Source organism: Rathayibacter oskolensis, assembly GCF_900177245.1.
Taxonomy (GTDB): Bacteria; Actinomycetota; Actinomycetes; order Actinomycetales; family Microbacteriaceae; genus Rathayibacter; species Rathayibacter oskolensis.
Window position 1 is genome coordinate 728,012 of the sequence record NZ_FXBM01000002.1, and the last position, 11,904, is coordinate 739,915.

The following is an 11,904-nucleotide window of genomic DNA, read 5'->3' on the forward strand; positions in this document are numbered from 1 at the left end:
GGTCAGAGCAGGGCGTACGCCGCGCTCAGCCGCGCGCGCCACCACGCGAGACGCTCGGGCGACACGGCGTGCCGGGCGAGCAGCTCCTCCGACACCTCGACGCGCCCCACCGGGATGGAGCCGTCGACCGGGCGGAGCGGTCGGTCGGTCACATCGACGGCGAGCAGCGAGGCCGTGCCGAGACCGCAGTCGTAGGGCAGCTCGGGCAGGGCCGCGGCGAGAGCCGCCCCCATCGCGAGCCCGACCGAGCTGTCGAGAGCGCTCGAGACGACGGCGGGGAGACCCGCCTCCGCCGTGATCGCGAGGGCACGGCGCACCCCGCCGAGGGGCTGCGCCTTCACGACCAGAAGGTCGGCCGCTCCCGCCCGGGCGACGGCGAGCGGATCGGACGCCTTGCGGACGCTCTCGTCGGCCGCGATCGGGATGCCCATGTACTTCACGCGGTAGCGGAGCTCGACGAGGTCGTCGATGCTCGCGCACGGCTGCTCGACGTACTCGAGATCGCAGGCGGCCATCGCGTGGAACGCGTGCTCGGCCTCGTCGACGTTCCAGGCCGCGTTCGCGTCGATGCGGATCCGACCCTCCGGCCCGAGCGCCCGGCGCACCTCCTCGACACGCGCGACGTCGTCGGCGAGGGTCTGCCCGCGCTCGGCGACCTTGACCTTCGCGGTCCGGCAGCCGTGGAAGCTCTCGAGGATCCCGGCGACCAGCTCGGGCGCCACCGCGGGGACCGTGGCGTTCACCGGGATCCGGTCGCGGAGCACCTCGGGCTGCGGGTTCCAGCCGTAGTCGAGGGCGGCGTGGAGCCAGGCGGCCGACTCCTCGGCGCCGTACTCGAGGAACGGCGAGAACTCCGTCCAGCCCTCGGGCCCGCGCACCAGCGCGATCTCGCGGTGGTCCACTCCGCGAAAGCGCGTGCGCAACGGCAGTGAGACGACGCGCAGGCCGGCGTCGACCTCGTCGAGGGAGGGGAGGGGGGAGCCGGGCACGTCGTCGTCCATGCGGCCATTGTCCTCCGGGCCGCGGGTCGGCAGGACCGCGCGGCGGCCGACCAGCGGCGGGAGAGCGCTCCCCGATGTACCTCGACAACACGTCCGAACGGTCCTAGCTTGTGCCCATCGGCATCCCGCCGCCGCGGTCGGAGCCCCGGACCGGTCGACCCGGCGACGGCTCCGCTCGCACACTCGAGTGCAAAGGAGCACCTCGTGAACAGACGCCTCGTCGTCGTGGCGGCAGCAGCCGCCGCGGTCACCGCCCTCGGAGTCGCGCCGGCCGCTCAGGCCGCCCCCTCCCCGCTGTCGTTCGTCTCGGTCACCGACCGCGCAACGGGCCTCTTCTCCCCCCTCAGCTTCGCGGTCGACGGCGGAGGCACCGCCTACGTCGCGCAGAACTTCGCCGGCCTGCTCACCAGGGTCGCCCCCGACGGCACCACCTCGGTCGCGGCGAGCGCTCCCGGCTCCGAGATCGGCTCGGTGTCGGTCCGCGGGTCGACGGTCTACTACAGCGAGGGCGTCCAGGAGGAGGGCACCGCGCTGCTGAAGTCCGTGTCGACCTCCGGCGGCGCGCCGGTGACCCTCGCCGATCTCGGCGCGTACGAGGCGAGCGCGAACCCCGACTCCGTCAACACCTACGGCTTCGTCGGCCTGCCCTCGGAGTGCGCCGCCCTGGTCGATCCCGCCGTCGCGGGTCCCGCCTCCTACAGCGGAGTCGTCGACGTGCACCCCTACGCCTCGGCGGCGACCAGCGCGGGCGTCTACGTCGCCGACGCCGCGGGCAACGCGATCCTCAAGGTGGCTCCGGGCGGCGCGGTCTCGACCGTCGCGGTCCTGCCGGCGACCGCTCCGGTCACCATCACGGCAGACCTCGCCGCGGCGTTCGGGTTCCCGTCCTGCACCGCCGGTTACGGCTACTCCTTCGAGCCGGTCCCGACCGACATCGAGGTCGGCCCCGGCGGCTGGCTCTACGTGACGTCGCTCCCCGGCGGGCCGGAGGACGCGAGTCTCGGTGCCCGCGGCTCGGTCGTGAAGGTGAACCCCGCCACGGGCGAGGTGCGCACCGTCGCGACCGGGCTGATCAGCGCCACCGGCCTCGCCGTCGACCGCTACACCGGCACGATCGCGGTCACAGAGCTGTACGGCGGCCCCCAGGGCACCGGCCGGGTCGCCCTGGTGCTCCCGGGTGCCTCGACGCCGATCACGGGTCTCGCGGTCACGTCCCCCGCGGCGATCGAGCTGCGCAGCGGCGCGCTCTACGTCGCGCGCAACGCGTTCGTCCTCTCGCCGGAGGGAGCGCCGCAGGCCGTCGGAACGCTGACGGTCGCGCGCCTGAAGGGCTTTGGAGCCGCGATGAACGCGATCGACTGACCGGGTCCCGCGGCGGCGGGAGGGGCCGGTACGACTCGGCCCTCCCGCTGCCCCGGGGAGGTCTCCCGCCCACGCCACCCGGGCGCCCCTCCGTGCCAGACTGGCGAGGCTGCCGCTCGACACCGGAGGAACGCGATGAGTCAGATCCCGATGGGCCCGCCGACGACGCCCCCGGCCACTCCTCCCGGACAGCCCGGACAGCCCGCCTCCGGACGCCGTCCTCTCGGCACCGGCGGCTGGATCGCGATCGCCTCGAGCGCCGTCGTCGGCCTGCTCTACACGGCGGTCCTCGGCGGCCTGCTCGCGCTGAGCGTGGGCGCGGCGGTCGACGTCGCCGCCGACGCCGTGCCGACGGACGTGCCCGGATTCACGGACGACCCCTTCGGCTCGACCGACGACCCCTTCGGCTCCACCGACGACCCCTTCGCCGAGGGCGACTCCAGCGACCCGTACTTCGACTACCCCGGCTACGAGGACGGCGACGCCGCGGTCGTGCTCGATCAGCCCTCGGCCGAGGCCGCGATCGCCGTGTCGACGGCCGCGGTCGCCGCGGTCGAGGCCGCCGTCATCGGCGAGTGGGAGTCGGCCGACGACGAGTACTACGAGCGCACCGACAACGTCTACGGCGGCCCCTCCCTCCTCTACAACTACATCTCGGCCACCGACTACGCCGTGGCCGATCTGAGCACCGCCGCCGACAAGCAGGCGGTCGTCGACCTCTTCACCGCCGCCGTCGCGCCGCTCGGGTTCGACGAGATCGACATCGCCGACACTCCCGGCGAGTGGTCGCAGGTGGGCTACGACTTCCGCGGCGACCTCACCGACGAGGAGGCCTCCGCCAGCCTCTGGGTGGTGACCGCCTACTCGACGACGCAGTCCGTCCCCGCCATCGAGCTCGGCCTGGTCGACCTCGACTCCGACCCCTCGGGCGAGGTGCAGGCGATGCTCGACGACGTCGGAGTCACGCCGTCGGAGCAGGGCGCGTTCCTCGCCGGATACGCGAACAGCATCCTCGAGGAGGGCGACCGCGCCGAGTTCACCGACCGCATGGAGGAGTTCGGCGGAGTCGCCGCGACCTGATCGGCCGCGGCCCGGTACCGGCATCCGGTCGAGGTCGCAAGCCCGCGCCCGGGCGGTCGCTCCCGCCTAGCGTGAGGGCATGGCGGAACCCCGAGCGACGAGACCCTTGCGCGACTACGCGGCGATCGGCGACGGGAGGACGGTGGCGCTGATCGCGCGCGACGGCAGCGTCGACTGGATGCCCGTGCCCGACCTCGGCTCGACTCCCGCCTTCGCCGCGCTGGTCGACGGCCGCTCCGGCGGCTGCGTCGAGCTCTCGCCCGAGGACCCGGCGGAGGTGTCGCGCGCGTACCTCCGCAACACGAACGTGCTGCAGACGACCTTCACCACTGCCTCTGGAACCGTGCGCGTCACCGACGCGCTCGTCACCGGGATCGCCGGACGCCTGCCGTGGGCCGAGCTCGCCCGGCGGATCGACGGCATCGACGGCGAGGTGCGCATGCGCTGGGCGGTCCGGCCGGGCACCGGGCTCGGCACGATGTCGCCGTGGATCCAGAACGCCGACGGCCGCTCGCTCATCCGCGCCGGTGACATCACCATCGGGGTCACCGGCGAGGGTCACGGTCCCGACGGCGACCACGCCCCCTCCGGAGCCGGCGACGAGCTCACCGGGTCGTTCGTCGTCTCGGCCGCGAAGGAGGAGAGCCGCCACGTCCTGGTCGTGTCGGCCACGCACGACGAACCGCTGCACTTCCCCGACGCGCACAACGTCGACCGCGGCATCGACCGCACCATCCGGAGCTGGCAGGACTGGTCGGAGGAGTTCTCGTACGACGGACCGTGGGCCGAGGCGGTGCAGCGCAGCGCGCTCGCGCTCAAGCTGCTGATCTACTCGCCGACGGGCGCGATCGCGGCCGCGGCGACCACCTCCCTCCCGGAGTCGCCCAACGGCGGCAAGAACTGGGACTACCGCTTCGCCTGGGTGCGCGACGCCGCCTACACCGCCCACGCGCTGGTGCGCTTCGGGCTGCGCGAGGAGACGCACGCCGCGCTGTCGTGGCTCCTGCGCACCATCAAGGAGCACGGCCCCGACCTGCACATCTTCTATGCGCTCGACGGCTCGCTGCCCACCGGAGTGGTCGAGTACGACGTGCCGGGCTGGGACGGGATCGGGCCGGTGGTCTCGGGCAACGGCGCGCAGAGCCAGCTGCAGCTCGGCGTCTTCGGCGACCTCTTCGACATCTGCCGCATCTACGTCGACGAGGGCAACGTTCTCGACATCCAGACCGGGCGCCTTCTCTCGCGCGTGGCCGACACGACCTGCGACCTCTGGCGCAACCGCGACGCCGGCATGTGGGAGCTCGAGGAGGAGCAGCACTACACCTCGTCGAAGATGGGCTGCTGGCAGGCGCTGAACGACGCCGTCCACCTCGCCGAGCTCGGCCAGGTCGCGGGCAGCACCGACCGCTGGCGCTTCGAGCGCGACCGCATCCGCGACTGGATCGAGGAGAACTGCTGGTCCGAGGCCCTCGGCTCCTACGTGATGTACCCGGGCAGCGAGGAGCTGGACGCCTCCGTCCTGCTGCACGCTCCGAGCGGCTACGAGCGCGGCGAGCGGATGATCTCGACGATCGACGCCCTCGTCGCGGAGCTCGGCCGCGGGTCGCTGATGTTCCGCTACTCCGGGATGGAGGGGGAGGAGCACCCCTTCGTCGCCTGCTCGTTCTGGCTCGCGTCGGCGCTCGCGTGCGTCGGCCGGCAGGAGGAGGCGGTCGCCCTGATGGACGACCTCGTCGCGACGATCCCGAACGACGTCGGCATCATGTCCGAGATGATCGCGGTCGACGACCTCGCGTTCTGGGGCAACCTGCCGCAGGGGCTCAGCCATCTGGCCCTCATCAACGCCGCGATCACGATCGAGGAGCTCGCTCCCGAGAAGGCGGGCGGGAAGGACTGAAGCGGGCTAGACCCGCCGAGGCGTTCGCGCAAGCCGCTTGAGGCCCTCGAGCCGGGCGCGTAGACCGGAGGCATCCCCCGGACGGCCCCGTCGACCACCACGGTGCGCGGCTCGACGCCCGGGAGGCACCCAGCCGAGCACGCCACACTCGGAGTCGGGGTTTCCGCACCCCGGCACTGTCAGAGAAAGGATCGGTCCATGACCACCACCCTCGAACGCCACACCGAAGCCCCCGCCGGCTCCGGCGCCAAGACCAGCCGCCGCCAGAACGCCGAGAAGGGCTTCAAGGCCTCCAAGGAGCTGCTCGACAGCCTCCAGATCGTCCTCGTCGACCTGATCGAGCTGCACGTCCAGGGCAAGCAGGCCCACTGGAACGTCGTCGGCAAGAACTTCCGCGACCTCCACCTCCAGCTCGACGAGATCATCGAGGCGGCCCGCGAGTTCAGCGACGACATCGCCGAGCGCATGCGCGCCCTGCACGGCATCCCGGACGGACGCAGCGACACCGTCGCGGCGACCACCACGCTGCCCGAGTACCCGCACGGCGAGATCGACACCGCCGAGACGGTCGACCTCGTCACCATCCGCCTCGAGAACACCGCGGCGACCATGCGCGAGGTCCACGACCAGGTCGACGAGGAGGACCCGACCAGCGCGGATCTCCTCCACGCGATCATCCAGAGCCTCGAGCAGTACGCCTGGATGGTGTCGGCCGAGAACCGCCGCACCTCCACCGCGAAGTAGCACCGAGCACGCGACGAGGGCCCCGCGAGAGCGGGGCCCTTCGTCGTTCCCGCCCGCGGAGCGGGCCCTGCCTACTGATCGAGTAGCCCGCGGAGCGGGAGTATCGCCCCGGATGACGTGGGTCTCGGTACACCCCTGCGGGCTGCTCGACCAGTGGGAACCGTCACCGCAAGTAGGGTCGAGGCCATGAGCACGCAGGTTTCCGAGCTGTTCGACGCGCGCCGCTGGGCGCCGGTCGACGGCTTCGACGGTCTCGAGGACATCACCTACCACCACGACCGCACGGGTCGCGTCGCCCGGGTGGCGTTCGACCGCCCCGAGGTGCGCAACGCCTTCCGCCCGCGGACGGTCGACGAGCTGTTCCGCGCCCTCGAGGACGCCCGGACGAACCCCAGGATCGGCGTCGTGATCCTCACCGGGAACGGGCCGAGCCCCCGCGACGGCGGCTGGGCGTTCTGCTCCGGAGGCGACCAGCGCATCAGGGGCCGCGACGGCTACCGCTACTCCGACGGCGAGACCGCCGAGGGCATCGACGCCGCGCGCAACGGCCGCCTGCACATCCTCGAGGTGCAGCGCCTCATCCGCTTCATGCCGAAGGTCGTCATCGCCGCCGTTCCCGGTTGGGCGGCGGGAGGCGGCCACTCCCTCCACGTCGTCTGCGACCTCACCATCGCCTCGGCCGAGCACGGGCGCTTCAAGCAGACCGACGCCGATGTCGGCTCGTTCGACGCGGGCTACGGCTCGGCCTACTTCGCCCGGCAGATCGGGCAGAAGGCGGCCCGCGAGGTGTTCTTCCTCGCCCGGGAGTACTCGGCCCAGCGCGCCTACGAGATGGGGGCGGTCAACGCCGTCGTCCCGCACGCCGAGCTCGAGGCGACGGCCCTCGAGTGGGCCGAGACGATCCTGACCAAGTCGCCGACGGCGATCCGGATGCTCAAGTACGCCTTCAACGCCGTCGACGACGGCCTGGTCGGCCAGCAGCTCTTCGCCGGCGAGACCACCCGTCTCGCCTACGGCACCGATGAGGCCGTCGAGGGGCGCGACTCGTTCCTCGAGAAGCGGCAGCCCGACTGGTCGCCGTTCCCGTGGCAGTTCTGAGCGGCACGGTGCGGAGGTGACCCGCCCGCTCGTCGCGGTCGATCCCGCCCCCGAGGCGGTGCTGATCGCCCTGCGCGCCGCGCTCGACGGGAGCGGACCCGCCGTGCGGATCGCTGCTCCGGGCGCCCCGGGCCCCGCTGCGGAGCAGGCCGAGGCGAGGGTTCCCCAGCGGGTCGCCGTCGTCGTCGAGACCTCCGGATCCTCCGGCCCTCCCAAGCGCGTCGCCCTGGCCACGTCGGCGCTGCTCACGAGTGCCGCCGCCGCTCTGGCCGAGCTCGGCGGCCCCGGGCGCTGGCTGCTCTGCCTGCCGACGCACTACGTCGCGGGCGTGCAGGTGCTGGTGCGCTCCCTGACCGCGGATGCCGACCCCGCCGTGCTGGCTCCGGCGAGCTTCGACGCGGCCGACTTCCTCGATCTCGCCCGCACGATGCCCGCGGGGGAGCGGCGCTACTCCTCCCTCGTGCCGGTGCAGCTCGCGCGGCTCCTCGATCGGGCCGAGGGGGACGCCGCCGGCGCCGAGACGCTGCGCTCCTTCGACGCGCTCCTGATCGGCGGGCAGGCGACCCCGCTCCAGCTGCGCGAGCGGGCCGCGGCGCTCGGCGTGCGCATCCGGCTGACCTACGGCTCGAGCGAGACCGCCGGCGGCTGCGTCTACGATGGGGCTCCGCTGCGCGACGTGCGGATGCGCGTCGAGGACGGTCAGGTGCTCCTCGGCGGGCCGACGCTCGCCGACGGCTACCTCGATGCGAGCGGAGCCCTCGACCCCGAGCGGACCGACTCCGCCTTCGTCTCGCTCGACGGCGCACGCTGGTACCGCACCGGCGATGCCGGGTCGATCGTCGACGGTCGCTTGAGCGTCACGGGCCGGCTCGACCGCGTCATCGTCTCGGGGGGAGAGAAGGTGTCACTCGACGCGGTCGAGCGGGTGCTCCGCGAAGCGGGGGTGCCCGACGCCGTGGTCGTGCGCCGCGCCGACGAGCGCTGGGGAGAGGTGCCCGTCGTCGTCACGGCCGGCGAGCCCCCGGAGCTCGCCGAGCTGCGCGCCACCGCTGCCGAGGCGCTCGGTCGGGCGGCGGCCCCGGCCGCGATCCTCCGGGTCGCGTCCATCCCGCTGCTCGCGTCGGGCAAACCCGACCGGCGAGCGCTCGAGAGGGCGGCCGTCGAGGGCACCTGAGCGCTCGGGCGACCTCTCGGCTCGCTCACGTCCGGGCGCCAGGCGGCTCCCGGGCCACTCGGTAGGATTCCCTCCGTGTCGAGTACGAGTCGCAAGAAGAAGCCGTCGGTGAAGCCTCGGAGCGGCCGCCCCGGCGGCAACCCGCAGAAGGTCCAGGTGAAGCCCGCCGGTCCCCGCGAGTGGATCGCCGGAGCACGACTGCGGACCCTCCCGCTGGCCATCGCGCCCGTGCTGATCGGCACCGGAGCGACCCAGGTGACCGACGAGGGCTGGCACTGGGTGCGCGCCCTGCTCTGCCTCGCCGTGTCGCTCGCGCTCCAGATCGGCGTGAACTACGCCAACGACTACTCCGACGGCGTCCGCGGCACCGACGCCAACCGCGTCGGTCCGTCGCGCCTGACCGGCTCCGGAGCCGCGAAGCCGAAGCACGTGCTCACCGTCGCGCTCGTCTTCTTCGGCCTGGCCGGTGCGGCGGGGCTCGCCCTCACGATCCTCTCCGGCTACTGGTGGTTCCTCATCGTGGGCGCCGCCGCCATCGCCGCGGCGTGGTTCTACACCGGTGGCCGCCGCCCCTACGGCTACCTCGGGCTGGGCGAGCTGTTCGTGTTCGTCTTCTTCGGTCTCGTGGCCACCGTCGGCACCACGTTCGTGCAGATCGGGCGCGCCAATCAGGAGTCGTGGCTCGGCGGAGTCGCCGCGGGCCTGTTCGCCTGCGCGGTCCTGATGGTCAACAACATCCGCGACATCCCGACCGACCGCCTCTCGGGCAAGCGCACGCTCGCCGTCCTGACCGGTCCGACCGTCTCGCGGGCGATCTACAGCGCTTTCGTGCTCGTGCCGTTCGGGATCGCCGTGGTCCTCGCGCTGTTCTACCCGCTGGCCTGGCTGACGCTGTTCGTGCTGCTGGCGGTCCTGCCGGCGATCCTGATCACCCTCACCGCGCGCACCGCGAAGGAGCTGATCCTCGCGCTCCAGCTGACGAGCCTCGGCGGGCTCGCCTACGCGGCGATCCTGGGCGCGGCGCTCGCGTTCTGAGCCGCCAGCAGGCTCGATACCGCTAGCGCTCGTCGCGGGCAGCGTCGACCGCGGCGTCCTCGACGTCGTCGTCGGTGGGGGCGCGCGGCACATTCTTGCGGCGCTCGTAGATCGCCTCCGCGATGCGCTCGCGGGGCCCCCGCAGCACGATGTACGACAGCGACATGCTCGCGATCGCCGCCACGAAGCCGGCGGTGACCGCCGCAGTGAGCTCGGAGTCGACGAAGTTGCGCGCCGGCAGGTACACCAGCACGAAGACGCCGGCGAACATGGCCAGGCGCAGGAGCGAGTAGACGACGACCGCGCGGCTCAGTTTCACCGGCTCAGTGTACGTCGGCCCTCGCGCACCGGCCCGAGAGCACGCCTGGAGCTCCCTGTCCAGCGACCGTGCGCCGGGTCCACGAGAGCGCGCCGGACGTAGACTCAGTTCATGATCCGCCTTGTCATCGGCCTGCTCGTGGCCCTCGCCGTCTTCACGGTCTACACCGTGATCGACGTGGCTCTGAGCAACCGCCGCGGCGTGCGGGCGATCCCCAAGTGGTCCTGGCTGCTCGTGGTGCTCCTGCTGCCCCTCATCGGAGCCGGGCTGTGGTTCTGGATCGGCCGTCCGCGCAAGCAGCGCGCCGAGAACCGCCGCTTCACCGCTCCCGACGACGACCCCGACTTCCTCGGCACCCTCCGCCGTGAGCGCGACCCCGAGAAGGAGCGCGAGCAGGCGGAGCGCATCGCCCAGCTCGAGCGCGACCTCGCCGACCTGGACGAGCCGGGAGAGGCCGACGGCTCCGGCCGACGGGATGCCTGACCACCTCCCGGTCGCCCCCTCCACACGCTTCGCGGTCGACCTCCTCCTCCGCTTCGTCGCGCTCGGCGTCCGCGACGTCGTCGTGGCCCCGGGCTCCCGCTCGCAGGCGCTCGCGCTCGTCGCGGCCGAGCTCGAGACGCGGGGGAGCGTCCGTCTGCACGTGCGTGTCGACGAGCGCTCGGCAGGGTTCCTCGCGCTCGGGCTCGCCCTCGAGTCCGGGCGTCCCGCCGTCGTGGTGACGACCTCGGGCACGGCGACCGCGAACCTCCACCCGGCGGTGCTCGAGGCCGATGCGTCCGACGTCCCGCTGATCGTCCTGACGGCCGACCGCCCGGAGGAGCTGCGGGGAATCCGCTCCAACCAGACGACCGACCAGCTCGAGCTCTTCGGACGCGCCGTGCGTCTGTTCGAGGACGTGCCGGCGGCGGACGCCGGATCGCTGCCCGAGCGGGCCTCCGACCTGGCCGACCGTGCGGTGGCCGCCGCCCTTCGTCCCGGCGGCCCGGTGCACCTCAACCTCGCGTTCCGCGATCCGCTCTCCTCACGCCTCCCGCCGTTCGAGGTCCCCGTCGCGGGCTCGGTCTCCCTCGCGGCGTCGACGCCGCCGGAGGCGGTGCTCGAGACGGTGACCGCGGGTCCCGACGAGCCGCTGACGGTGGTCATCGCGGGCGACAAGGCGGGTGCCGGGGCCGAGGCGATCGCCCGCTCCGGTGACTGGCCGCTGCTGGCCGAGGTCTCCTCCGGCGCGCGCTTCGGCCCGCAGCTGGTGGTGGCCTGGCGTCGACTGCTCGGCGAGGCCGAGTTCGGCGGGCGCATCCGACGCGCGATCGTCCTCGGCCACCCCACGCTCTCGCGGGAGGTGCCCGAGCTGCTCCGCCGCGACGACGTCGAGGTGATCGTGGTCGACCACGGGCGCCGCGAGTTCTACAACCCGGGTCGCCGCGCGCGGCGGGTCGGGGGCGTCGAGGTGGTCCGTGCCGAGGGGGCGCCGCGTCCCGAGCGCAGCGAGCGGGCATGGGCGGGATCGTGGGTCTTCGCGAGCCGCACCCTGCTCGAGGCGTCCGATCCCGATGCGATCGAGGAGGCTCCCGACGGCGGCACCATGTCGGTCGAGGACCGCCGCGGGTACGCCCGCAACGCTCTCGCCGCCGTGCGCGCGCCGCTGACGCGCGAGTTCGTCGTCTCGGCGGTGTGGCGCGTGACCTGGCCGCACGACCGCCTCCTCTTCGGCGCCTCCCGGCTCATCCGCATCGCCGACGGCACGCTGCCGGGCAAGAAGGTGACCGTGCACTCCAATCGCGGTCTCGCCGGCATCGACGGCACGGTCTCGACCGCCCTCGGCATCGCGACGGTGTCGCAGTCGACCGAGCGCGGGGCCGGAGGCGTCACCCGCGTGGTCCTCGGCGATCTGACCCTGCTCCACGAGGCGGGCGGGCTGCTGCTGGCCCCCGGCGAGCGGAGACCGCGGGTGCAGCTCGTGGTGGTCAACGACGGAGGCGGCACCATCTTCGACGGTCTCGAGGTCAAGTCGACCTCGCACCCGGACGCGTTCGACCGGGTGCAGTTCACTCCGCAGGCGGTCGATCTCGAAGCGCTCGCGCGCGCCTACGGCTGGAGCCACCGCCGGGTGACCACGCGCGGCGAGCTCGAGCAGGCGCTCACGTCACCGGGCGACGGGCCGGGCATCGTCGAGATCCCGCTGCCGCGCTGA

The 11,904-nt window shown here is 73.0% G+C and carries 11 protein-coding genes; 9 read left to right on the forward strand and 2 right to left on the reverse strand.

Features of this window, described 5'->3' with window-relative positions; translation table 11 throughout:
* Positions 1-2: 2 nt before the first annotated feature.
* A complete protein-coding gene (locus B9Y99_RS12450; protein WP_085476896.1) occupies positions 3-1,001 on the reverse strand; it encodes an o-succinylbenzoate synthase in 999 nt (332 codons plus the stop codon).
* Between the two features lie 204 nt (positions 1,002-1,205).
* On the opposite strand from B9Y99_RS12450, the gene B9Y99_RS12455 reads away from it, so the two are divergent.
* The 7 genes from B9Y99_RS12455 to B9Y99_RS12485 all read left to right on the forward strand — a co-directional run bounded on the left by B9Y99_RS12455 (position 1,206) and on the right by B9Y99_RS12485 (position 9,391).
* On the forward strand, positions 1,206-2,363 hold the full coding sequence (locus tag B9Y99_RS12455) for a ScyD/ScyE family protein (protein WP_085476897.1): 1,158 nt from the start codon (positions 1,206-1,208) through the stop codon (positions 2,361-2,363).
* A gap of 135 nt (positions 2,364-2,498) precedes the next feature.
* Complete coding sequence (locus B9Y99_RS12460) at positions 2,499-3,443, forward strand: hypothetical protein (RefSeq protein WP_085476898.1); 945 nt, start codon at positions 2,499-2,501, stop codon at positions 3,441-3,443.
* 79 nt (positions 3,444-3,522) lie between these two features.
* Complete coding sequence (locus B9Y99_RS12465) at positions 3,523-5,340, forward strand: glycoside hydrolase family 15 protein (protein WP_085476899.1); 1,818 nt, start codon at positions 3,523-3,525, stop codon at positions 5,338-5,340.
* A gap of 198 nt (positions 5,341-5,538) precedes the next feature.
* A complete protein-coding gene (locus B9Y99_RS12470) occupies positions 5,539-6,084 on the forward strand; it encodes a Dps family protein (RefSeq protein ID WP_085476900.1) in 546 nt (181 codons plus the stop codon).
* 186 nt (positions 6,085-6,270) lie between these two features.
* Positions 6,271-7,182 (forward strand): 1,4-dihydroxy-2-naphthoyl-CoA synthase, encoded by a 912-nt coding sequence (locus B9Y99_RS12475; protein ID WP_085476901.1) that lies wholly within the window; start codon positions 6,271-6,273, stop codon positions 7,180-7,182.
* Between the two features lie 16 nt (positions 7,183-7,198).
* Positions 7,199-8,356 (forward strand): AMP-binding protein, encoded by a 1,158-nt coding sequence (locus B9Y99_RS12480; RefSeq protein WP_244274897.1) that lies wholly within the window; start codon positions 7,199-7,201, stop codon positions 8,354-8,356.
* A 75-nt stretch (positions 8,357-8,431) separates the two neighbouring features.
* Positions 8,432-9,391: a 1,4-dihydroxy-2-naphthoate polyprenyltransferase gene (locus B9Y99_RS12485; protein WP_425298481.1), complete on the forward strand. Its 960-nt coding sequence runs from the start codon at positions 8,432-8,434 to the stop codon at positions 9,389-9,391.
* Between the two features lie 22 nt (positions 9,392-9,413).
* Here the strand turns inward: B9Y99_RS12485 and B9Y99_RS12490 are convergent, their stop codons facing one another.
* Entirely contained in the window at positions 9,414-9,710 is a 297-nt protein-coding gene (locus tag B9Y99_RS12490; protein ID WP_085476903.1) for a DUF4229 domain-containing protein, read from the reverse strand.
* Positions 9,711-9,821: 111 nt separating this feature from the next.
* Here B9Y99_RS12490 and B9Y99_RS12495 point away from each other — a divergent pair, with 111 nt between their 5' ends.
* Together B9Y99_RS12495 and menD are read left to right on the forward strand one after the other, a co-directional pair.
* Positions 9,822-10,193, forward strand: a complete 372-nt coding sequence (locus B9Y99_RS12495) for a PLDc N-terminal domain-containing protein (protein WP_085476904.1) — start codon at positions 9,822-9,824, stop codon at positions 10,191-10,193.
* Positions 10,186-11,904: a 2-succinyl-5-enolpyruvyl-6-hydroxy-3-cyclohexene-1-carboxylic-acid synthase gene (menD, locus tag B9Y99_RS12500; RefSeq protein ID WP_085476905.1), complete on the forward strand. Its 1,719-nt coding sequence runs from the start codon at positions 10,186-10,188 to the stop codon at positions 11,902-11,904. Before B9Y99_RS12495 ends, menD begins: the two co-directional genes overlap by 8 nt.

Bases quoted from the DNA above. Each gene is read 5' to 3' on its own strand.
- B9Y99_RS12450 (WP_085476896.1), bottom strand. From the start codon at position 1,001: ATGGACGACGACGTGCCCGGCTCCCCCCTCCCCTCCCTCGACGAGGTC.
- B9Y99_RS12460 (WP_085476898.1), top strand. From the start codon at position 2,499: ATGAGTCAGATCCCGATGGGCCCGCCGACGACGCCCCCGGCCACTCCT.
- B9Y99_RS12465 (WP_085476899.1), top strand. From the start codon at position 3,523: ATGGCGGAACCCCGAGCGACGAGACCCTTGCGCGACTACGCGGCGATC.
- B9Y99_RS12470 (WP_085476900.1), top strand. From the start codon at position 5,539: ATGACCACCACCCTCGAACGCCACACCGAAGCCCCCGCCGGCTCCGGC.
- B9Y99_RS12475 (WP_085476901.1), top strand. From the start codon at position 6,271: ATGAGCACGCAGGTTTCCGAGCTGTTCGACGCGCGCCGCTGGGCGCCG.
- B9Y99_RS12495 (WP_085476904.1), top strand. From the start codon at position 9,822: ATGATCCGCCTTGTCATCGGCCTGCTCGTGGCCCTCGCCGTCTTCACG.
- menD (WP_085476905.1), top strand. From the start codon at position 10,186: ATGCCTGACCACCTCCCGGTCGCCCCCTCCACACGCTTCGCGGTCGAC.